Origin of the sequence: Synechococcus sp. A15-62 (assembly GCF_014280075.1) — a bacterium.
Classification (GTDB): Bacteria; Cyanobacteriota; Cyanobacteriia; order PCC-6307; family Cyanobiaceae; genus Parasynechococcus.
Genome location: NZ_CP047950.1, coordinates 141,440 through 163,363 on the forward strand (window position 1 = coordinate 141,440; position 21,924 = coordinate 163,363).

The 21,924-nt window shown below is 49.7% G+C and carries 17 protein-coding genes, 1 tRNA gene and 1 other RNA gene; 9 read left to right on the forward strand and 10 right to left on the reverse strand.

From position 1 onward, the window contains the following. Position 1: 1 nt before the first annotated feature. Positions 2–1,468, reverse strand: coding sequence for a mannose-1-phosphate guanylyltransferase/mannose-6-phosphate isomerase (locus SynA1562_RS00690; protein WP_186494284.1), 1,467 nt, complete (start codon positions 1,466–1,468; stop codon positions 2–4). A gap of 2,730 nt (positions 1,469–4,198) precedes the next feature. Here SynA1562_RS00690 and SynA1562_RS00695 point away from each other — a divergent pair. The 4 genes from SynA1562_RS00695 to SynA1562_RS00710 all read left to right on the forward strand — a co-directional run bounded on the left by SynA1562_RS00695 (position 4,199) and on the right by SynA1562_RS00710 (position 7,930). Next, positions 4,199–4,897 (forward strand): FkbM family methyltransferase, encoded by a 699-nt coding sequence (locus tag SynA1562_RS00695; RefSeq protein ID WP_186494285.1) that lies wholly within the window; start codon positions 4,199–4,201, stop codon positions 4,895–4,897. 2 nt (positions 4,898–4,899) lie between these two features. Further along, positions 4,900–6,102 carry a M48 family metallopeptidase gene (locus tag SynA1562_RS00700; protein ID WP_186494286.1) on the forward strand — a complete coding sequence of 401 codons (1,203 nt, stop codon included), beginning with the start codon at positions 4,900–4,902 and terminating at the stop codon, positions 6,100–6,102. 74 nt (positions 6,103–6,176) lie between these two features. Beyond that, positions 6,177–7,229, forward strand: coding sequence for a GSCFA domain-containing protein (locus SynA1562_RS00705; protein ID WP_186494287.1), 1,053 nt, complete (start codon positions 6,177–6,179; stop codon positions 7,227–7,229). Continuing rightward, positions 7,226–7,930: a hypothetical protein gene (locus tag SynA1562_RS00710; RefSeq protein WP_186494288.1), complete on the forward strand. Its 705-nt coding sequence runs from the start codon at positions 7,226–7,228 to the stop codon at positions 7,928–7,930. The genes SynA1562_RS00705 and SynA1562_RS00710 overlap by 4 nt, the downstream gene beginning before the upstream one ends. A gap of 76 nt (positions 7,931–8,006) precedes the next feature. Here SynA1562_RS00710 and SynA1562_RS00715 read toward each other — a convergent pair whose 3' ends face one another. The 6 genes from SynA1562_RS00715 to rimM all read right to left on the reverse strand — a co-directional run bounded on the left by SynA1562_RS00715 (position 8,007) and on the right by rimM (position 16,101). After that, on the reverse strand, positions 8,007–8,897 hold the full coding sequence (locus SynA1562_RS00715; protein WP_186494289.1) for a glycosyltransferase: 891 nt from the start codon (positions 8,895–8,897) through the stop codon (positions 8,007–8,009). Further along, the gene (locus SynA1562_RS00720) at positions 8,890–11,583 is read right to left on the reverse strand and encodes a glycosyltransferase (protein WP_186494290.1); all 2,694 of its coding nucleotides are present in this window, start codon (positions 11,581–11,583) and stop codon (positions 8,890–8,892) included. Before SynA1562_RS00720 ends, SynA1562_RS00715 begins: the two co-directional genes overlap by 8 nt. A gap of 26 nt (positions 11,584–11,609) precedes the next feature. After that, positions 11,610–12,803: an NAD-dependent epimerase/dehydratase family protein gene (locus SynA1562_RS00725; RefSeq protein ID WP_186494291.1), complete on the reverse strand. Its 1,194-nt coding sequence runs from the start codon at positions 12,801–12,803 to the stop codon at positions 11,610–11,612. Between the two features lie 83 nt (positions 12,804–12,886). Next, positions 12,887–14,023 (reverse strand): GDP-mannose 4,6-dehydratase, encoded by a 1,137-nt coding sequence (gene gmd / locus SynA1562_RS00730; RefSeq protein ID WP_186494283.1) that lies wholly within the window; start codon positions 14,021–14,023, stop codon positions 12,887–12,889. A 1-nt stretch (position 14,024) separates the two neighbouring features. After that, on the reverse strand, positions 14,025–15,491 hold the full coding sequence (locus SynA1562_RS00735; RefSeq protein ID WP_186494299.1) for a mannose-1-phosphate guanylyltransferase/mannose-6-phosphate isomerase: 1,467 nt from the start codon (positions 15,489–15,491) through the stop codon (positions 14,025–14,027). Between the two features lie 76 nt (positions 15,492–15,567). Then, on the reverse strand, positions 15,568–16,101 hold the full coding sequence (gene rimM, locus SynA1562_RS00740) for a ribosome maturation factor RimM (RefSeq protein WP_186495240.1): 534 nt from the start codon (positions 16,099–16,101) through the stop codon (positions 15,568–15,570). A 55-nt stretch (positions 16,102–16,156) separates the two neighbouring features. Here rimM and SynA1562_RS00745 point away from each other — a divergent pair, with 55 nt between their 5' ends. Beyond that, positions 16,157–16,342, forward strand: a complete 186-nt coding sequence (locus SynA1562_RS00745; protein ID WP_186494308.1) for an NAD(P)H dehydrogenase subunit NdhS — start codon at positions 16,157–16,159, stop codon at positions 16,340–16,342. 4 nt (positions 16,343–16,346) lie between these two features. Continuing rightward, positions 16,347–17,174: an ion transporter gene (locus SynA1562_RS00750; protein ID WP_186494310.1), complete on the forward strand. Its 828-nt coding sequence runs from the start codon at positions 16,347–16,349 to the stop codon at positions 17,172–17,174. On the opposite strand, the gene rnc is transcribed toward SynA1562_RS00750, so the two are convergent. Beyond that, entirely contained in the window at positions 17,132–17,857 is a 726-nt protein-coding gene (gene rnc / locus SynA1562_RS00755; protein ID WP_186494312.1) for a ribonuclease III, read from the reverse strand. The genes SynA1562_RS00750 and rnc overlap by 43 nt on opposite strands. Before the next feature lie 26 nt (positions 17,858–17,883). Then, positions 17,884–18,274: RNase P RNA component class A (rnpB, locus tag SynA1562_RS00760), an RNA gene on the reverse strand. 38 nt (positions 18,275–18,312) lie between these two features. Between rnpB and SynA1562_RS00765 the strand changes: the two genes are divergently transcribed. From SynA1562_RS00765 to SynA1562_RS00775, 3 genes are all read left to right on the forward strand, one after another. After that, a tRNA-Arg gene (locus tag SynA1562_RS00765) sits at positions 18,313–18,386 on the forward strand. A gap of 93 nt (positions 18,387–18,479) precedes the next feature. Beyond that, a complete protein-coding gene (locus tag SynA1562_RS00770; RefSeq protein ID WP_186494314.1) occupies positions 18,480–18,806 on the forward strand; it encodes a hypothetical protein in 327 nt (108 codons plus the stop codon). A gap of 37 nt (positions 18,807–18,843) precedes the next feature. Then, on the forward strand, positions 18,844–19,311 hold the full coding sequence (locus tag SynA1562_RS00775; RefSeq protein WP_186494315.1) for a hypothetical protein: 468 nt from the start codon (positions 18,844–18,846) through the stop codon (positions 19,309–19,311). Positions 19,312–19,369: 58 nt separating this feature from the next. On the opposite strand, the gene SynA1562_RS00780 is transcribed toward SynA1562_RS00775, so the two are convergent. Beyond that, the gene (locus SynA1562_RS00780; protein WP_186494317.1) at positions 19,370–21,892 is read right to left on the reverse strand and encodes a glycogen/starch/alpha-glucan phosphorylase; all 2,523 of its coding nucleotides are present in this window, start codon (positions 21,890–21,892) and stop codon (positions 19,370–19,372) included. Between the last annotated feature and the right edge of the window lie 32 nt (positions 21,893–21,924).

The following is a 21,924-nucleotide window of genomic DNA, read 5'->3' on the forward strand; positions in this document are numbered from 1 at the left end:
TTCAAGCTTTTGCTTTAGTCATTATTGCATCACTGCGTCCATAACGGTCCTGAAACCGCACAATGTCGTCTTCACCGAGGTATTCGCCGCTCTGTACTTCAATGAGCTCTACAGGAATTTTTCCTGGATTTGACAGGCGGTGTTTGCAGCCAAGAGGGATATAGGTGCTCTGGTTCTCGCCCAGCAGTTGCTCTTCTCCGTCGCGCTCAACAATGGCTGTTCCCCGCACCACGATCCAGTGTTCGGCCCGGTGGTGGTGCATCTGCAACGATAGGCTTGCGCCGGGTTTCACCGAGATCCGCTTCACCTGCCAGCGGCTGCCCTCCACCACACCCGTGTAGGAGCCCCAGGGGCGATAGATCTTGCGGTGCGCCTTGCCTTCCGGGCTGCCGGCGGCCTCCAGTTGCTTCACCACGGTCTTGATCTCCTGGGCCTTGTAGCGATCCGCAATCAACACGGCGTCGTCGGTTTCCACCACCACCAGGTTTTCAACCCCCAGCCCCACCACCAGACGGTGTTCGCTGCGTAGATAGCAGTCGCGGCTTTCTTCGGCAATCACGTGGCCCTGCAGCACATTTCCTTGGGAATCCTTTTGTTCTGAGGTGTCCCAGAGGGCACTCCAGCTGCCCACATCACTCCAGCCCGCATCCAGCGGCAGCACACTGCCCAGTTCCGTTTTTTCCATCACGGCCACGTCAATGGCCACGTTGGGGCACTTGGCGAAGGCCTCCCGCTCCAGCCGATGGAATTCCAGGTCGGCTGTGTCCTGCTCCAGCGCTGCCCGGCAGCAACTCACCACCTCTGGTGCCAGCCGCTCCAGTTCCGCCAGCATCGCGCTGGCGCGGAACAGGAACATGCCGCTGTTCCAGGTGAAGCGGCCGGTGGCCAAAAACTGCTCTGCTGTGGCCTGGTCGGGCTTCTCGACGAAGCGCTTGATCGTCACATGGGCGGGTTCTCCGAGGGAGAACGTTTCGCTGGCCTCGATGTAGCCGTAGCCAGTTTCCGGGGCCGTCGGCACGATGCCGAAGGTCACCAGGCGGCCTTCTTCTGCCGGCTTGCGGCCGGCGTTGATGGCCTGGCGGAACTGTGCTCCATCACGGATCAGATGATCCGCCGCCAGCACCAGCAGCAGGGGGTCCTCGCCGTTGGCCGTGGCCTGCAGTGCGGCCACCGTCACCGCCGGGGCGGTGTTGCGGCCCATCGGCTCCAGCAGGATCGCGTTCGGTTCAACCCCGATCTGGCGCATCTGCTCGGCCACGATGAAGCGGTGGTCTTCATTGCAGATCAGCAAGGGAGCCGCTAAGGCCTCGAGCCCTGTCAGCCGTTGCTGGGTCTGCTGCAGCAGCGTCGCTTCGCCGTCACCGCTTAGGGGCCAGTACTGCTTGGGGTAACTCGCCCGCGACAGCGGCCACAGGCGTGTGCCGGTTCCTCCGCAAAGGATCACAGGAATCAGCGGTGTCGCGGCCATCGTGTCCTGAAAGCGGTGACCCAGATTCGCTCGCCCCAGGGGGTTCTGTCGATCCCCCCTGCAGTTAATGCTTGGTCTCATAGCTCAGGCTAATCTAGTTAAACTGGGATCTTTAGTCGGATCGTTAGTAAAGGCATGAAAGCCGCTTTACCTTGAATTGCTCCAGTATCGTTACCATTCTAATAAATGTAGAGATTTTGATTTGAAGCTCTTGGAGTGCGGACATGACCTGGCCGGAACTGAGCTTATGAAGCCTATCTCTGTTCCGACGAGTTTCTCTGAATATGTATTCAGATGGTTTTACGATCTCTAGCAAGATTTATTTGGTTGTTTTTGAGTAGTGTAATTCAAAGAATTTAGTATTCAGATCAAGCAGTTAGCTGAGGCGGTCAGGGAGAGCCTGCCCGAATGGAGACAACTGAATTCAGCGCCTTGTCTGCACTTAAAAATTAGCTCTATGTAGCGTTGATTCGCTTATGCAAGACAGGCGTCAATGAAATATTGCGATAAAAGTTGCCGACGCTTTAGCGTGGCTGTCATTAATTTTCGGGATTGGCTTTAAATTTTATACAACTAATCTCTAATTGACTTCCCTTGCAAAAGTTTCACTGTGAAATCGCTTTGGCTTGGAGGGGTTGATGATGGAATATGGTTATGAGCTTGGTGCTTGTCTTAGGCCGTACTGGTCAATTGAGCAGGCTGCCTGCTGGATCAATATTTATGCCACTGATGACTTTTAAGAGCCTGAGGGTCATAGACCCAAAAACTTGATGCCTAAGTTGCAGCTATATCTCTTAAATTCTGTGGCACAGCATTCAGGATTGGGCTCGGCTCAAGCCACGCGAAGCTGGTGAACTGTCTGAATAGTTTGGTTGGTTCTTCGAGTTTGATTTTACGGTTTGCCACTTTGCTTTAAGGCTCTCCACCTTCGTTTCCTCAGTATTGCAGGCTGTCGATGCTTATTGCGAGGTGTCCACCTTATCTGTCAATCTCTATACCTCCCACTAGCGCTCTTAAAGAGTTACTGAGACTGAGTGAACGAACAAGAGAGTAATTTTCGATGGAGGTGATCAGATCGTAACTTAATTGTCGGCTTGCTGCATACCAATCGGCTCATGCCTGCTATATCAGCAGACATCGACATCACCTGCAGCGAAATACCTGTCTGTGTGATGGTTAGTTCAGGTTTTGAGTTGTGACGCTTCTCGAGGTTGTCAATTTAATCATTTTACATTGTCTCTTACAAATTCTGGCCTCTTTTGTCCCTCCCAAGCCCCTGCTGTGAAGGCAGTGGATCAACGCCCATTGAATTTATTTGCGTCCTTTGATTTATTCAGTCATGCAAATAGGTAATATAATCAGAAGATCTTTTCTGTTGCTATCCATCAAGATTTTACGGCTGTAGTGTGTACATATAGCGTTATTTGCAGCTGGTCAATGGTTTACGTGATAAGCCACATTACCGTTTGAAAGGTTTGAGCAGTCTTGCAGTCGTACTTTCTAATTTCACTTTAAAGTGTGACCAAACAGGGTTACTTTGAAAGTTCGTTTTGAGCTATAGCACTTGGTTTTGTGCAGATATTGGTTGTTTAGAAGGAGAAGCTTTGACAGTGTTCAATAGTTGTTATTGCTACTGATCGTTTATGATGAGATGTAGCCAGCTGGTCACTCTTCCTACCGCTGTAGTTCGAATTTTACTTTTAACTGGGGAGGAATGGTCTTTAATAACTGCCCTGCTAAGGTTGTTCAGGCCGCGACCTGCTTGGAGTCGCTTAGCTTGGGTCTGCTTGTGGTTTCTTGGTCTACGTTGAGTTCCAGGTATGGGAAAAGAGTTTTATTTTCGGTGCTTTGTGATTAATTAGTTATGTTGGCTCTTTAACCTGGAGTCACTGTTTGTTTGGCCGGGTTTGGTTTTATCGAAGCTGTGCTCTAGCCCTATCCAAGGTTCTCTATTTGCGTGGCTTGAGTTGATCCCAAGTCTCTTGCTATCAGCTTTATCTTTTTTCGCCAACCTGACGACAATAGGTCTTCGCGATGTCGCATTTTCTTATCTCGTTATGCTTTGAAGGTGAGTGATATTCGATATGGTCTTAAGAAGATACTACTTATCATAGCCCAAGCAACACCAAAATTATTTTTATAATTAATCATTCAATTCACTAAAAGATTCTTTTGCAATCTTAGTACATTGCGTAATCATTCCAGCATTCATTAATAAGCCCGTAGGATATGATCGTGATACAAAATATTTATGTATTGCCCAAGCTTTATGTCCTTTCTTACTTAGCCCTCCTGCCTATAATTTTTCTCACAAAATTAATGTTACCAAGGGCTCGCAATGCGGATCTAACTTTATTCATTTCTTTGTTTGTACTTGCACTTTTATAAATTTTATTTGTAATGCCTGACTGGTGAACCGCTTCAGTTTTTTGTTCGCATATTAAATGTACTGCACAACTATTTATGCTCTGGATTTTAATCTCCTATCTCCATATCAGAGAATATAGGTAATGCATCCATTTTATACGACTTGGCTGGTATAGGCTTAATTGACAAATATCCCAAGAGTTTATAAAACTTTTATGTTTTCATGAAGTATTACTGTTGCTATCAGTGTTCAGTTGTCACTCTGTAAGGATGAAAAAAATTTGTGAACTAATTTGGTTGCTAGAAGCTTCAGTCTTACTCTTTAGCGCTTATAATGAAGTTACTTTCGGCTGTAGCCCAACCATGAAGGGTACTAAGGTTTCTAGCAAAAATTCCTTTTTAAAGCGATATTTAGACTCCGGAAATAAGATTAACACTGTTTTTGACGTAGGCGTTAACGAAAGAACCCAGGAGTTGATTAATCTCTTCCCCGATGCTCTCCACTATTTATTTGAGCCAAGTACCATTTACAATGAGAAAATATATACTTATTACGCCTCTATAAACCATTCTTTGCACAATATAGCTTTAGCAGATAAAAATGAAATAACGTATATTATTGAAACAAGTTTAAAAAAGGACGGAGTGATTACTCACGCCCGAATGTCGCCACACTATATTGAACCTAATGGCCTCTCAATTGTCAGATGTTCTGAGGTGGAAATCAAAAGGCTTGATTCAATGTTCGACGCAATACCCGCCAATTCTCTCCTCAAAATTGATACTGATGGGTCCGATCTACTTGTTCTCAAAGGATGTGGAGATCTTCTGCAATCATTCTCTATTATCTTGGTGGAAGCCGCATTACATAAGTTTTCCGAAACTGTTAGTTTTCTCGAGGAGAAGGGTTTTGCATTCAGGGACATGGTTGATAGGTGTTATTATCACGAGCGTTTGTGGCAAGCAGATCTTGTGTTTTTTCCAGTAGATGCCATACCTGATGGATGGGACCATAATCCATCAGTAAACTTCAAACGCGAAGCTTATATTGAGTGTGATTAAATATGAATATACAAGATACAGAACATCGTGCTTTGAATCATGAAAGCAACGGTGACCTTGAATCAGCCCTGATGTTATGGGAAAAACTTTCTTCTGAAAAACCTCATAAATGGCAATATTTTGTTTCGAGATTTCGTTGTTTGATTTCTATCAATAATATACCATCTCTTCTTGGTGCCATTGATGAGGCAAAATCTTATTTTCCCAATAATACCAATGTTATAAAATATCTTGCTGATTTGCTTTGTAGATCTGGTCACTTCAAGAAAGCTGAATCACAATATATTGATTTGCTATCTCTAGAATCATCTGACTGGACATACGAAAAACTTTGCAAAAATGATAATTATAGAAAAACTATTTTTAATTTAAGGGGAATATATGATGCTAGTAAAATTCTGCCCATTACCAACCTTTCACAAGACAACGAATCAACTATTATTGATAAACACTTTATATTTGTTTCAGGTTTGCCTCGCGCTGGCACAACTGCATTGGGTAGTTTGTTGAGAGTTCTCCTTCGAGAAAAATTATACATATTCACTGAGTTGACAAATCCTTATCAAGCATCTTGTCCTGATTCCTTTAACCCAATAAATATCCAAAAGAAGTTAACACAAATGAACTTAATTAATGCACGAATAAAGGCCCAAGGCATGAAGACTAATTCACCGGGCATACCTCTCGACGATAAGGCGATTGCAGGTTATCCATTTATTGGCGACAAACGTCCTATGTTGCATTATGCAATACCTCACATGCAAAAAAACTTTAGTAATTCTAAAGTTGATATTTTTCATATATTAAGAGATCCAATAGATGCACTTCATTCTTGTACTAAACGAGCTGAAAACATGAAGGATTCATGGGATCCCCTTAGAAGTTATGAGCAGTGTTCTCACGAATATAATGTCATGAATAATTTTTTAGACGAGTATTTCAATACAAGTCAGAATTCAGCCAACTTTACTGTTCACCTAATAGATTATAATCAGGTGTTTCGCTCTAGGTCTTATATCCAAGAAAAAATCCTTCGTAAGTTAGGATTAGCTAATGATCTTGTAGATCACGCAGATTCCTTTCTTAAGAAATCAGCCAGTTTCCTCGAAGGTCGTAACCTCATACCAAGGCAAGATATTTTAAGTGCCTATGAAAGAATAATCGATAGAAGTAAGGAAAATGCAGTAGCACAGTTTTTAGAATAAGGACAATTATAAGATCAGTAACTTTTCTTTGTTCTAATTGTGTTAACAGTTAAAATTCTATTTTAGTATAATTAATGAATCCCTACGAAGATCTGCCAGAAATTGCTTTTTGGAAAACTGGGGTTTTCAAGGAGTCTCCTTTTTTCATAAAAGATATTTACAAAAAAAAATTTAATATCTCCTCTAATTCAAAAATAGCTTCGGCTGGATCTTGTTTTGCACAACATATAGCTGATAAATTAAAAATTTCTGGTTTTAATTTTCTTGATACTGAGATTGCTCCAGCGGGATTCCCTCCAGAACTATGTCGTAAATACGGCTATGGGATGTACAGTTCAAGGTACGGTAACATTTATAATGTATTACAATTAAGGCAACTTGCAGATGAAGCATTAGGCAGTTACAAGCCAGACGATTATATTTGGCGTAACAATGGCCGATATTACGATGCTATCAGGCCAAGTATTCAGCCTCAAGGTTTTGATTCTCCTGAGGAAGTAGAGTTTCAGAGACAGTGCCATATTGATAATGTCAGAAAAATGTTTAAGCAGTTAGATGTTTTTATATTTACATTAGGTCTTACAGAAGTATGGGTAAATAAAAAATCAAACACAGCTTACCCTATAGCTCCTGGTGTTATTGCTGGAGGATACAATCCAGATAATTATCATCTGATTAATACAGGATTTAATGATATCATTTCAGATTTTAATTCTTTTCAACAAAGCGTGAAACAAATAAGGTCCGGTCGCCCTTTCAAGATCATTTTAACAGTCTCACCAGTTCCACTCACAGCTACTGCTACTGGAAGGCATGTTTTGGCAGCCACTTGTTATTCTAAATCCATTCTTCGAGCTGTAGCTGGTCATCTTTATGAGAAGCAGGCTCACGTAGATTATTTTCCGTCATATGAACTTATTACAAACCCTAGATCTCATTCGACATTCTTTTCTGACAATCTTCGAACTATTCGATCTGAAGCTGTTGAAAGTGTGATGAAACATTTTTTCGCTGAGCACAAACCTCATGTAAGTAATATATCCAAGCAAAGGAAAATAAATAACCAGTCTACTTCGAGTGATAAGATACAATGCGAAGAAGCATTGCTAGAAGCGTTCAGACAGTGAAAAGAATTCTTGTTATCGGCAATTCCCATCTGGCGGCAATCAAGCTTGGCTGGGATCAGTTAGTTAATTCTAATAATAACTACAGAGATACTTTTATTTTGGATTTTTATGGTTCTAATAATATCCATTTCGTAAATTGGACATGTCTTCCCAATGGAGACATTTATGATCACCAAGCTTCACTTGTAACACAATGTTCAAATTATGACCATATACTTATAGTTAGCATGACTTCAAAATTAGATGTTAATCAATATGCCGGTGGGAAAACTCTAAACTTTTTAAGTTTGGAAGTCATTAAAACCATTGTACATTCATACCATTTTTACCACGCACCAATTCAAAACCGTGCAAAAATAGTCTCACAAGTTTTAATAGCCGCTCCAGCAAAAGCCTACTTTTTGGGTGCACCATGCCGGCCACAAAGCAAAATAACTATCAATATCGAACAACATCAAAATCAGATCAAACATCTGATTCATCATATAAGAAATTATTCAGACGAAAGCCTGAAATCAAATTCCTCTATCTCCTTTCTTGTGCCACCTACTCACTTACTCTGTAGCTATGGCATTTCAACACCTTTACGTTACTTACGTGATCATAATCCTCAAGAGATCCATGGAAACTCTGACTATGGTAGGGAAATTCTTATTTATTTTTTGGATACATTAATGTTAAACAACCAATTTCCTAGTTAACTTGTCCTATACATGCATGGACGCTAGTGATTTTGCTTAAGTAGACCAAACTCTCAAAAATTAAATACCTTTGTAACTATACATTCAATTCATTTGCCCAATTTGTCAAAGTTTTCCACTTAGGCAGGTTTCCTTCAATTTGATAATATCCTCTTGTTCCAAGGTAGTCTCTACATGCCAAAATTAAATTATCAGAGTTAGTCAGGTCTGCAAAATTGATTTGCGATAATTGCTCATATAGTTGTTGTGGTGAGGCATCCCTTGCTAAAGTATCAAGAAATGGATTTGGTAATTCACCAAATATTTTTTTATAATGTTGAATTCGTTCATTGATTAAAGTTGTATTTAACATGTATCCCATTCCACCAGCTCTGAACCCCATTAAGTATATCTCTTCTTGGATAACCTTAATAGAATCATCTAATTTAATGCGTGAACATATATCTAAGTCACCTGCAAGCTTATACGATGTGTCGTATCCACCGAGCTCACTATATATATCGCCGGGAATTAACATCAATTCGTGCCTCAAGGGCATTCGCAGATGTGCAGAATAGTTCCACGAACGTATCGGAATATTTCGAATAAACTGCCTACCTCGTTCACTAAACTCACACGCCAAGGCCGAAACTATCGTTCTATCATCATGCATTGATGCGATACCAATTAAGTGTTCTATTGTTTTTGGGAAATACAAGTCGTCACTATTTAATATTATAATATATTCTCCTGTTGAAGCCTTTATACCTTTATTTATTGCGTCGTACATGCCATTATCTTTTTCGCTTATACATAAAGACACTATATGGTTATATGCATCGGCAATTTCAAGAGTTGCATCATTACTAGCACCATCAATTAGTAATAGTTCTATGTCATCAAATGTCTGAGAAGCAATTGAATCTAAGCTTTTTGGTAAAGTTAATGAACTATTATAAGTAGGCATTACAATAGATACCTTAGGCATTAGAAATACCCCTCAAATATTCATTATAATGCTTTCTAGCATTACTATAAGGATCTGCATACAATTTAGCTGTATCTATGCATTTCTTCTTGATTAACCTTTGGTCACATGTGTTTAATCTGTTTATAAAATCTGCTGCAGAATCTGCAAGTGATGACACGGAAGAAGGAGGTATTGTTCTACATATTTCATCTACCTTAAAGTAAGAGACAATATCTGCTAGTATTCCTATATTAAATCCAAGTACTGGTGTACCGCATAACAAAGACTCACAAACGGTCATTGGACCAACATCTTCAATACTCAATGAAATAAATAAATTAGACGAGTAAAAGTGTTGACATAGTCGATCAAATCTTAGACCTTTTGTGAATTTAACAACTTTATCATTGTATTGATTTGAATCTGGTAGCGCCTCATTACCTAGTCCCAAAATACGAATATCTGGAATCTTTTTTGTTGTTGATAAATGTGTTAGACGTGATATAAGTTGTTTTGCTATTAAGCCACCTTTTCTAGGTTTAGTTTCTTCAGTTGACATAACCAGTACATTAAAAGTAGAACTCTCGAAATGCGATACGCTGTTATCTTCAATAAAGCAAGAACTACTGTGATCATGAGTGTTAGCATATTGTCGAAAATTATTTACTGGGTATGCATTTGGTATAACCACATGTGTTGTTGCCATGTGTTGTTGAGACCCAGAGATTAGATTTTTTATATTATGTGATGGGTATACAAAAGTTATGCCCGAATTTTTCAGTGCAAGCGTCTTTTTTTTGTGAACGTGCTTGATGTAATTTTGTTTACTTGGAAATACTTGGTGGCATGAGTCGCATTCACTTAGAAACTTATCGCACCCTTCGCTATAGTGACAGCCACCTGTTACGGGGAACATATCTCCTGTAGTCCAAAATATCGGTAAATTCTTTTTTCTGCACATACTTAAAAAGTTTGGAAGATCAATAAACCCTGAGATCCAATGTAAATGTATTGCATCCGCCCAATTTAATATGCTAGTTAAATTTTCACCGTTGCATAATGCTATATCGGCTGAAAAGAATTCGCCTCTCGTTGAATCGTTGTCTACCAGTTCTATTCTATCGGCTTCAATAAGTTGCCAAGTCGTTTTATCTGTATAGTTTTCAATTGGAGGGGAAACTTCATAAACATAGTGTAAATTAGAATACGATCCTGCATTCAACGTAAATATCCTTACGTCTAAACCAAGTTGTCTTAATGCTTGAACTCTTCTGAGACTGCCTTGGCCTGCACCTCCTTGAAGGAGAGTGCAAAATGTAGCAATTTTTAGTGGTTTTATTGATTTTTTTGAGTTGATAGATTTTCCCTGGTAATCACTTGAGCGTCTAAGAACATCGTTTCCTCTCGGTGAATTAATAAGGTTGACGGCAAAATTTACGGATTTCACATCGCTTTCAAAAACCTCAAATTTTGGATCTGCAGTATTTTCTGGTACGTATTTTATAATATCAAAGCTTAGTTTCTTGTTTTCTACATTATTAATATCTTTTCGCTGATCCTTTTCAATGGCCTCGTTCATTTCAGCAAAGTATGCCGCAATATTGTTTGTTTTTTGATTGCTATGCTTTCTGAAGCTTCCTAGTGCTTGGTCCACACATAATGGCTGAGATGACTTTGCAAATCTTCGCCATAAGTCCCAGTCTCCAGCATATTTATATTTTTCATCAATACCATTTACTTTATCCCACAATGAGAATAACCAAAAAGATCCTTCTTGCTGTATGAATGGCCAGTTTTTCCCTTCGCAAAAACCAGCTTCAATAATCTGTCGTGGATATCCCTTGAAATCTGTTGAGAGAATTGTGTCATTTGAGGATATACATTTTTGTTTTCCAATAATCCAGTCAATTGAAATATTATTCGAGAATAATGAGTAAACCAATGCGCATGATCCAATCTCCAATACGTCATCACTGTTAATCCAAGTGCAGATGTCACTTGGGAATATCCTAAATCCATCAAAGCCTTTTTTTATCGCTTCATACATGCCACTGTCTTTTTCGCTGTCCCAGCTAAAGTATAGTCTGAAATCAGGTGATAGTTCTTTTAATTGTTCGATTATGCGTCCCCACTCTTTAATGATTGATATTGTTTTGTCTGAAGAGCCGCCATCTTGAATATGGTAATAGATGTCGTATTTATCTGAAACTTGACTGATTATTGAATTTATGGTTTTTGATAGATATTGTTCTGAGTTATAACAGGGTGTCACAATAAAAATATTTGCATTGCCACCGCCTGATTTAGGCAGTGAAAGCTCATTGGTAGAAAGAGATGTTCTTTCCCCTTTGTGGAACCCCCAGGCACGCGACTTCCTATTCTTTATATATCTTTCATTTGAAGAACGTGGACCACTCTTGCTTTCTGAGTATTCCGTATGTTTTGGATTTGCAAATCTTGAATAAAATTCTCTAATTTGTGTGAGGTCTGCTGTCTCACTCGTTCCATCTTTTAGTTCAGGTCTATTGAGACCTTTGTATCTCTTTTGAAGAAGGGATTGTATTTTAAAAAGAGTATTCAGCGAACCAGGCTTATTGGTCTTGGCATGTTCTATTAATTCGTGCAAAAGGCGTGGTGAGTTTTCATAGTTTCTAACTGCTTCAGACAGTTGAGAGGTGAAAGACTCGGAGTAATTTTTTTCCACCGGTTATGCCTTATATTCAATAGTGATTAATGAGATTGAATTGCCTGGGCCTGGGTTTTGGTCCAGGCGGAGGTGCAGAGGATGCGGTTGCGGTCGCAACGGTCGGCGTAGCGGGTGGCGATCTCCACAACTTCCTTCAGCAGGCCGTCATCGAGGGTGGTGGGGTTGAGGCCCAGCTCGATGAAGCAGTGGTTGTCCACGATCAGATCGTTTTCAACGGCCTCGTTGCGGGGGTTGGCCAGGTTGTTCACCTGAGCGCCGGTGAGAGCGGCCACCTTCTTGGCCAGTTCGCCCACCTGATGGCTTTCGGTCATCTGGTTGAAGATCTTGACTCGCTCCCCTTGTTCCGGAGGGTTCTCCAGCGCCAGCTGAACGCAGCGCACGGAATCGCGGATGTGGATGAAGGCGCGGGTCTGGCCACCGGTCCCATGAACGGTGAGCGGGTAGCCGATCGCGGCCTGCATCAGGAAGCGGTTCAGCACCGTGCCGTAATCGCCGTCGTAATCGAAGCGGTTGGTGAGCCGCGGGTCGCGGTCAGTGGCATCGGTGTTGGTTCCCCAGACGATGCCCTGGTGCAGGTCGGTGATGCGGACCTTGTCGTTCTTGTTGTAGTAGAGGAAGAGAAGCTGATCGAGCGTCTTGGTCATGTGATAGACGCTGCCGGGGCTTGCCGGGTGGAGGATTTCCTCCTCGAAGCGGCTGCCGTCGGGCTGAGGCACTTCCACCTTCAGGTAGCCCTCTGGAATGGTGGCTCCGCGGTGGGAGCCGTAGCCGTAGACGCCCATGGTGCCCAGATGCACCACGTGGATGTCCTGACCGCTTTCAACGATGGCGGCCAGGAGGTTGTGGGTTCCGTTGACGTTGTTATCGACGGTGTAGCGCTTGGTGGCGCTGCTCTTCATCGAATAGGGGGCGGCACGTTGTTCCGCGAAGTGGACCACGGAATCCGGGCGCTCGTCCTGAAGCAGATCCAGCAACCGCTGGTACTCATGGGCAATGTCCATGTGGACAAACCGCATCGGTTTGCCACCGGTCTCCTCCCAGACCTTGAGGCGCTCGCCGATGCTCACGATCGGCGTCAACGACTCAACCTCAAGGTCGATATCGATCTTGCGACGGCTGAGGTTGTCCACGATCAGCACGTCGTGGCCCTGATCAGCCAGGTTCACCGCACAGGGCCAGCCGCAGAAGCCGTCACCGCCGAGAACGAGAACTTTCACCCCAAACTCCTGTTGGAACGAGCGTGATGCTCAGTCTTGGCAAGTTACTACAAAGAGATCGTTTTTATTGATTAATGTCCCCATCAACCTTTGCTCCTGTTGGCCTGAATCGCTGCAGAGGTGGTCGGTGGGTTCTCCATCGATCCCACTACGTTGAATCCTTTGAGACGTAGTAACGCTTCTTTCCTGGCTTCTTCTTTGTCTGCCTCAACCATCTCGGCAACAAGTTCTTCCAGGGTGGTGGTAGGTGTCCAATCCAGTTTCTCATGAGCTTTGCTGGGATCGCCAAGCAGGGTCTCCACCTCTGCAGGTCGGAAGTAGCGAGGATCAATGCGCACAACCACTTCACCGGTGCTGCGGCGCCCCACCTCATCTACTCCTTCGCCCTCCCATATTAGCGATCCCCATCCCAGTGATTCTGCAGTGAGTTCGATGAATCGCCGGACGCTCTCCTGTCGGCCTGTTGCTATCACAAAATCTTCAGGTGGACCCTCCTGCTGAAGCATCCGCCACTGCATTTCCACGTAATCCCTTGCGTGACCCCAGTCTCTCAAAGAGTCGAGATTACCCATGTATAAGCAATCATCAAGTCCTTCATTAATGCGAGCCATGCCTCTTGTGATTTTCCGTGTCACAAAAGTTTCACCACGTCTAGGACTTTCGTGATTAAATAATATGCCGTTACAGGCATACATGCCATAGGCCTCGCGGTAGTTCACCGTGATCCAGTAGCCGTAAAGCTTCGCTACGCCATAGGGGCTTCTCGGGTAAAAAGGTGTGGTTTCTTTTTGAGGTACTTCCTGCACAAGTCCGTAAAGTTCACTTGTGCTGGCTTGGTAAATTCGACAAGTCTCAGTTAAGTTCAGAATTCGTACAGCTTCAAGGATTCTGAGTGTTCCCAGCGCATCACTATTGGCTGTATATTCGGGCGCTTCAAAGCTGACTGCTACGTGGCTTTGGGCACCCAAATTATAAATTTCATCGGGCTTAACTTGTTGGATAATTCTGATCAAATTGGTGCTATCGGTTAAGTCTCCATAATGCAGAATCAAGCGTGGGTCAGCTTCGTGCGGATCCTGATATAGGTGATCAATGCGACTTGTATTGAAGCTGCTGGCGCGACGTTTAATGCCATGCACTTCGTATCCCTTGTCAAGAAGTAATTCTGCTAAGTAACTTCCATCTTGGCCGGTGATGCCAGTAATAAGTGCTTTCTTCATTTCAAGCTTTTGCTTTAGTCATTATTGCATCACTGCGTCCATAACGGTCCTGAAACCGCACAATGTCGTCTTCACCGAGGTATTCGCCGCTCTGTACTTCAATGAGCTCTACAGGAATTTTTCCTGGATTTGACAGGCGGTGTTTGCAGCCAAGAGGGATATAGGTGCTCTGGTTTTCGCCCAGCAGTTGCTCTTCTCCGTCGCGCTCAACAATGGCTGTTCCCCGCACCACGATCCAGTGTTCGGCCCGGTGGTGGTGCATCTGCAGCGACAGGCTGGCGCCGGGTTTCACCGAGATCCGTTTCACCTGCCAGCGGGTTCCTTCGGTGACGCCGGTGTAGTGGCCCCAGGGGCGATAGATCTTGCGGTGCGCCTTGCCCTCGGGGCTGCCGGCGGCCTCCAGCTGCTTCACCACCGTCTTGATCTCCTGGGCCTTGGAGCGATCCGCAATCAACACGGCGTCGTCGGTTTCCACCACCACGAGGTTTTCAACGCCCAGACCCACCACCAAGCGGTGTTCGCTGCGCAGGTAGCAGTTGCGGCTGCCTTCGGCGATCACGTGGCCCTGCAGCACATTCCCTTGGGAATTGCGGTGCTCTGAGGTCTCCCAGAGGGCACTCCAGCTGCCCACATCACTCCAGCCCGCATCCAGCGGCAGCACACTGCCCAGTTCCGTTTTTTCCATCACGGCCACATCAATGGCCACGTTGGGGCACTTGGCGAAGGCCTCCCGTTCCAGCCGATGGAATTCCAGGTCGGCTGTGTCCTGCTCCAGAGCGGCCCGGCAGCAGCTCACCACCTCCGGGGCCAGGCGTTCCAGTTCCGCCAGCATGGCGCTGGCGCGGAATAGGAACATGCCGCTGTTCCAGGTGAAGCGACCTGTGGCTAGGAACTGCTCTGCTGTGGCCTGGTCGGGCTTCTCCACGAAGCGCTTGATCGTCACATGGGCGGGTTCTCCGAGGGAGAACGTTTCGCTGGCCTCGATGTAGCCGTAGCCGGTTTCCGGGGCCGTCGGCACGATGCCGAAGGTCACCAGGCGCCCCTCCTCGGCGGGTTTGCGACCGGAGGCGATGGCCTGGCGGAATTGGGCGGCATCGCGGATCAGGTGGTCTGCCGCCAGCACCAGCAGCAGGGGATCATCGCCATTGGCCGTGGCCTGCAGGGCAGCCACTGTCACCGCCGGGGCAGTGTTGCGGCCCATCGGCTCCAGCAGGATCGCGTTCGGTTCAACCCCGATCTGGCGCATCTGCTCGGCCACGATGAAGCGGTGGTCTTCATTGCAGATCAGCAACGGAGCCGCCAACGCTTCCAGGCCATTGAGGCGCTGCTGGGTTTGCTGCAGCAGCGTCGCTTCGCCATCGCCACTCAACGGCCAGTACTGCTTGGGGTAACTCGCCCGCGACAGCGGCCACAGCCGTGTGCCGGTTCCTCCGCAGAGGATCACAGGAATCAGCGGTGTGGCGGCCATCAGGTCCTGCAGGCGGTGACCCAGGTTCGCTTGCCCCAGGGGCTTCTGTCGATGCCCTGGGAACGACCGATTTGCGTCAGAGCTCCAGCAAGCCCGGTGGCGGCGTGAGCAGCAGCCAGCCCTCCTCGAGCTGCACCTCCGGCACGATCGCTTCCACGAAGGGGATCAGCAGCTTGCGGCCATCAGTGGTGGTGATTTCCAGCAGATCGTTGCCGCCACTGATCAGGTCGCTCACCGTGCCGATGGCTGGGCCATCGGCTTCGAGCCGTGACTCCAGTCCGATCAGATCGAGCAGGTGAAATTCTCCCTCCGCCAGCTCGGGGCGATCGTCCGCCGACACCAGCAGCTCATTGCCCACCAGGGCTTCAGCGGCACCGCGGTTGTCGATCCCTTCAAAACGCACCACAAACAACGACTTGCCCGGCAGCTGCCGGCCTTTTTTGAGCTGGATCTCGGTGGGCTCTCCACCCTTGCGGCTGCGCAGCCAGCGCGGCCCTGGTGCCGTGAAGCGCTCAGGGAAATCACTGGCGGGGTTCACCCGCAGCTCCCCCTGCAGCCCCTGGACTCCAACGATCTTGCCGACGCTGAGCCAGTCGTCGCTCTCCGCCATGCCATCCGCCACACACTCTGCCGATAATGGCGCCAGATCCGTCCGAGACCGAGCCATGGCGTCTGCACCCGCTCCGATCCTTCCCGGCTCCACCGTCACCGTGGCCGATGCCACCTCGATCTACAACGGCTACACCGGCTTTGTTCAACGGATCAGCGGAGATTGTGCGGCCGTTTTGTTTGAAGGTGGCAACTGGGACAAGTTGGTGACCCTGCGCTTGAAAGACCTCCAGCCGGCCTAAGGCAATGGACACTGGCCGCAACCTGCGACAACGCCTGCAGGCCACGGTGCTGGAAGCCAGCACCCCGGCGGGCAAGGCCTACAACGCCGTCATCTTCGGGGCAATTCTCCTGAGTGTTCTGGCCCTGCTGCTGGAGCCAGATCCCTTGGGTAACTCGGCCCTGCGCCAGACCAATGTGCTCTGGATTGATCTGGTGCAGAACGTCTGCTTGGCGGTGTTCGCGGCGGATTTCGTTCTGCACCTGGCCTTGGTGGAGAAGCCTCGCCGCTACCTGTTCAGCTTCACCGGATTGATCGACGCTTCAGCGGTGCTGTTCTTCTTCGTGCCGCAGGTGCGTAGTGAGTTGCTGCTGTGGGTGTTCAAGTTCGGCCGCATCCTGCGGGTGTTCAAGCTGCTCAAGTTCATCGATGAGGCCCGCGTGTTGGGGCAGGCGCTGCGGGGCAGTGCCCGCACCATCGGCGTCTTTTTGTTCTTCGTCTTTCTGCTGCAGGTGGTGCTCGGTTACAGCATCTTCGTGATCGAAAGCGTCCGGCCCGACACCCAGTTCCAGTCGGTGGGGAGCGGCGTCTACTGGGCGATCGTGACCATGACCACCGTGGGTTACGGCGATGTGGTGCCCCAGACAGAACTGGGGCGGCTATTGGCTTCGGTGGTGATGCTCTTGGGTTTCGGCATCATTGCCATCCCCACCGGCATCCTGACCGTGTCTGGGGTGCGCCATCATCAGCATCGCGTGGTGGAGTTGAGCTGCAACAGCTGTGGGCGTCAGGGGCACCGTAGGGACGCCCTTCACTGCGATGCCTGTGGCGCATCGCTGCCCTCGAGGGCCTGAAGAGCACCGGCAGCGGCGTTCTGTTCGGCCTCCTTGCGGGAGCGGCCCTTGGCCTCCGCCAGCTCTTTGTTGTGGATGCTCACCCGGCAGAGGAAGCGTTCGGGGTCGCCGTGCTGGTGGCTGCATTCCTCGGTGGAGTAGTCGGGTAGTCCCAGCCCTTGGCCTTGGCTCCACTCCTGCAGGCTGGTTTTGCCGTTGAACTGATGGGGAGTCGCCAGCACCGCTTGGGCGGTGGCACGCCAGTGGGGGGTGAGCCAGCGGTGAATCGTCTCAAGGTCGCCAAGGGCGCTGTACAACGCTCCGATGAGTGCCTCGGTGGCATCGGCCCGCAGCCTGGATTGGGCGGAACGATCCCCTTGGGCGTGCCGCCCCAACAGCAGGTGCTGTTCGATGCCAAGCGTTTCACCCACCTCCGCCAGCCAGCGGTCGCTGACCAGTTGGGCCCGCAGGTTGGAGCAGGCACCCACCGCGAGATCGGTATGGTGGCGATCAATGAATTCGGTGGCGGCGAGCCGCAGGACCGCATCACCAAGGAACTCCAACCGTTCCAGGTTGCGGGTCCGGCCGCTCGACACGTGGGTGAGGGCCTGATCCACCAGGTCCAGCAGCTTCGGGTCGATCGGGATCTCAGCGTCGAGGCGCTGGATCAGGTCGCTGAGCTCTGCGGCGCGGAATGGATCCACAAGGACTCCTGAGCAACGCTGATAGGGGGTGAAAGCAGGACATAAGCCGGGTTCTGTTCACACCTCGCAGAGGTTGGTCTGCAGAGGATGGGTGGCTATCTATCTGGGACCGCCGTTACCGACGGCCTCGAGCGGCGCTTTCAAGCGGAACGGGGCCAATGGCCAGCCGTCGTTCCTTGGCCTTGCTCCTAGCCGGGGTTTACCGAGCCAGCACCTCTCGATGCTGCTGGTGCGCTCTTACCGCACCTTTGCACCCTTGCCTGTGCCGGCGAACCGGCCATCGGCGGTGTGTTTCTGTGGCACTCTCCTCACGGTCACCCGCACTGGGCGTTACCCAGCAAGCCTGGCCATCAGGGAGCCCGGACTTTCCTCAGCCGACACTCAAAGAGATCGGCTGCAACCACCTCGCCTGCTTTCAGATCTCATCATGCCTCGTGGGCATAATTCAGAGGTCTGGGGCTGTAGCTCAGCTGGATAGAGCGACGGTTTCCTAAACCGTAGGTCGTGGGTTCGAGTCCCGCCAGCCCCGTGAGAACTGCTTAAGAAGTAGTGAGCGCTACATCTGGTGGGGTGGGCAGATCGTTCACCACCGCTAGGGTTGAGTCAACCTGTTGTGGGTGCCATGACCCAGCTTCACGATCTTCGTCTGCGGCTGTTGGTGCAGCAGGAAAGTGAGCGGATTGCTGAGTCCCAGCCCACGGATCTGGACCTATCGGTGGTTCAGGCCCGCTGTCTCTGCTGGCTGGCTCTTCTGGCGGAAGCCCATGAAGACCAGGCCAGTGATGCCGAACGCCGCGGCGATACCGAACAAGCCATGGGCTGGTTTGCGGATTCGATGCGGCTGCGGGACGTCATCGGTGTGGTGTCGTCCATTGAAATCCCTCTGCCCGACACGGCTGCGGAGGATGGCCCCCAGGCCGAGGAGGATTTGGGACCTCAGGCGGCTTGATCAGTGGCATAGTGGGGAATGACCGCGAGGGACTGCATTGCCGGAAGAGCCCTGCCAGTGCCCGGATTGCCAACGGTTTTACCGGGAGCATGATCGGCTAATCCGGGAATCCCCCACGCTTCGTCAACAACAGGAGCTCAACTGGGCCGCTCTGCAGTCGTTCCGCACATTGTCCGGACGCGTTCTCGAGGATCTGCAAAAGCAGCACGGGTCCCGTCAGACAGCAGATGCAGCCGCCTCAAAGCCTGCAGCAACTGGAGCGCCCCTCCCTGAGGAATCAGGCGATGCTCTCCAGCAGGCCATTGCTGATCTGGAGAACATCAACGCCCATCTCTTCTCGATTGAGGCCTTGATGGAACGGGTCTTTGATGTGCGAGTTCCCGAAGAAATTGAGCAGAAGTTCCGCGAGCTGGCCGGCGAGTTGGCTCCTGATCCGTTGAATGTGGACCGTCTTCGGCTCAATCGCCTGTTGCACCAGACTCCGGATTTACCCGATCGGAACTGACACTCGATGTCCGATAAGAGCCTTGGAGAAGTCTCCAGGGCTTCTTTTTTGGCTGTTTTCAGCGCACGTCGCAGGTGATCTCCACGTTGAGTGGATCCACGGCCCAGATGTTGTTGCAGTACTCGCTGATCGAACGGTCGGAGGAGAAGAACCCGGTTCGGGCCGTGTTCAGTAGCGACATCCGATTCCAGTGCATCCGGTCGCTCCAGGCGCGGCTGACTGCCTCCTGGGCGCGCAGGTAGTCGGCATAGTCCGCCATCACATAGAAGGGGTCGTTCCCGGTGAGGTTGTCGAGCAGAGGGCGGAACAGTTCGCCGTCGCCGTTGCTGAAGTGCCCCATCTCGATCAGCCGTAGGGCCTCCTGCAGTTCCGGCAGCGCTGATATCACGTCGCTCGGGCGGTAACCGCTTTGCTTGAGGGCCGTGATCTCTTCGACGGTCTTGCCGAACAGGAAGAAGTTTTCGCTCCTCACCAGCTCGCGGATCTCCACATTGGCCCCATCGAGGGTGCCGATGGTGAGGGCACCATTCATGGCAAATTTCATGTTGCCGGTGCCGGAGGCTTCCTTGCCGGCGGTGGAGATCTGTTCGGAGAGGTCGGAGGCGGGATACACCTGCTCTCCCAATTTCACGTTGTAGTCCGGCAGGAAAACCACCCGCAGCAGACCATCCATGTCCGGATCGGCATTGATCGTGTCGGCAATGCCGTTGATGAAGCGGATTATCAACTTCGCCATGTAGTAGCCCGGAGCGGCCTTGCCGCCGAAGATCACGGTGCGGGGCGCCATGCCATCGGTCTGGCCGTTCTTGATCCGCAGGTATTGGGTGATCACCTGCAGGGCGTTGAGGTGTTGGCGCTTGTATTCGTGGATGCGCTTCACCTGCACGTCGAACAAGCTGGAAGGGTCCACCAGCACGCCGGTGTTGCGGTGGATGTAGGTGGCCAGCTTGCGCTTCACCGACAGTTTTGTGTTGCCCCAGAGCTCCAGGAAGCCCTGATCGTTTTGCCGCTCTTCCAGCTTGCGCAGGCTCTCCATGTTGGAGATCCAGTCGGGCCCGACGTGCTCATCGAGTAAGGCGGACATCTCGGGGTTGGCCAGAGCAACCCAGCGGCGTGGGGTGACGCCATTGGTGACGTTGGTGAACTTCTCCGGCCAGAGCGCTGCGAATTCCGGCAGCAGGTCGGTTTTCACCAGATCGGAGTGAAGCGCCGCCACACCGTTCACATGGTGGGCGCCGATGGTGGCCAGGTGGGCCATTCGCACGGCCTTGCTGCCCTCTTCATCGATGATCGAGAGCTTGCGCTGAATGGCATCGTTGCCGGGATAACGCAGCCGCACCTGCTGCAGGAAACGCCGGTTGATCTCGTAAATCAGCTCGAGATGGCGGGGAAGCAGGCTTCCGAACAGGTCGAGGTCCCACTTCTCCAGCGCCTCGGGCAGGAGGGTGTGGTTGGTGTAGGCCACGGAGCGGGAAGTGATGTCCCAGGCCCGATCCCACTCCAGATGCCGATCATCGATCAGCAGGCGCATCAACTCAGCCACGGCGATGGCTGGGTGGGTGTCGTTGAGCTGAACGGTCCAGTAGTTGTGGAAGTCCTCAACCGCCAGCCCCCGGTTGTCGAGGCTGCGGAGCATGTCCTGAAGGGAGCAGCTGACGAAGAAATGCTGTTGCTTCAGTCGCAGACGCCGGCCCTCGTCGGTGCCGTCGTTGGGATACAGCACCTTGGAGAGGGTTTCGCTGCCCACCTTTTCTTCCACGGCGCCGTAGTAGTCGCCGATGTTGAAGGCATAGAAATCGAAGCTTTCGGTGGCATCGGCACGCCACAGCCGCAGCCGGTCGCAGATGTTGACCCGATAGCCCAGCACGGGCACGTCATGGGGGATGCCGATGGCGTGTTCCGCCGGGATCCAGCGGGAGCGGTAGTTGCCCTTGTCGTCGATGTAGCTCTCGGTGCGGCCACCGAAGCCAACGAAGCAGGCCTCGTCGGGCTGGGGCAGCTCCCAGGGCCAGCCTCCCTTGAGCCACTTGTCGGTGATCTCCACCTGCCAGCCATCGCGGATTAGCTGGTCGAAGATGCCGAACTCATAACGGATGCCGTAGCCGGTGGCTGGAATTTTCAGGCTCGCCAGCGACTCCATGTAGCAAGCCGCCAGCCGACCTAGACCGCCGTTGCCCAGCCCAGGTTCCTCCTCCACATCCAAGATCTGCTGCAGTGAATCAATGCCGAAATTCTTCAGTGCCTCCTCGGCCTCCTTCTGGATCCCCAGGTTCAGCAGATTGCTGTTGAGCTGCGGACCGATCAGGAATTCCGCTGAGAGGTAGGCCACCGATTTCTGCGGGTGGGCCCGCATCGCTTCGGTGGTGGCCAGGTAGCGCATCATCAGGCGATCACGCACCGCATAGCTCAGGGCCATGTAGAGGTCGTGGCGACTGGCGGTCGGTGCCAGTTTCCCGAGCGTGAAGAACAGGTGCTCGGTCATGCCGTCGAACACGCTCTTGGCATCGAGACCGGCGCGCTCAGGGTCGTTGTAACAACCGGGCGTGGGCAGACGCAGATCGAAGGGCTGGGAAGTGGTCATGGGGGTTCAGCGAGCCATGGAGCGTGGAATCA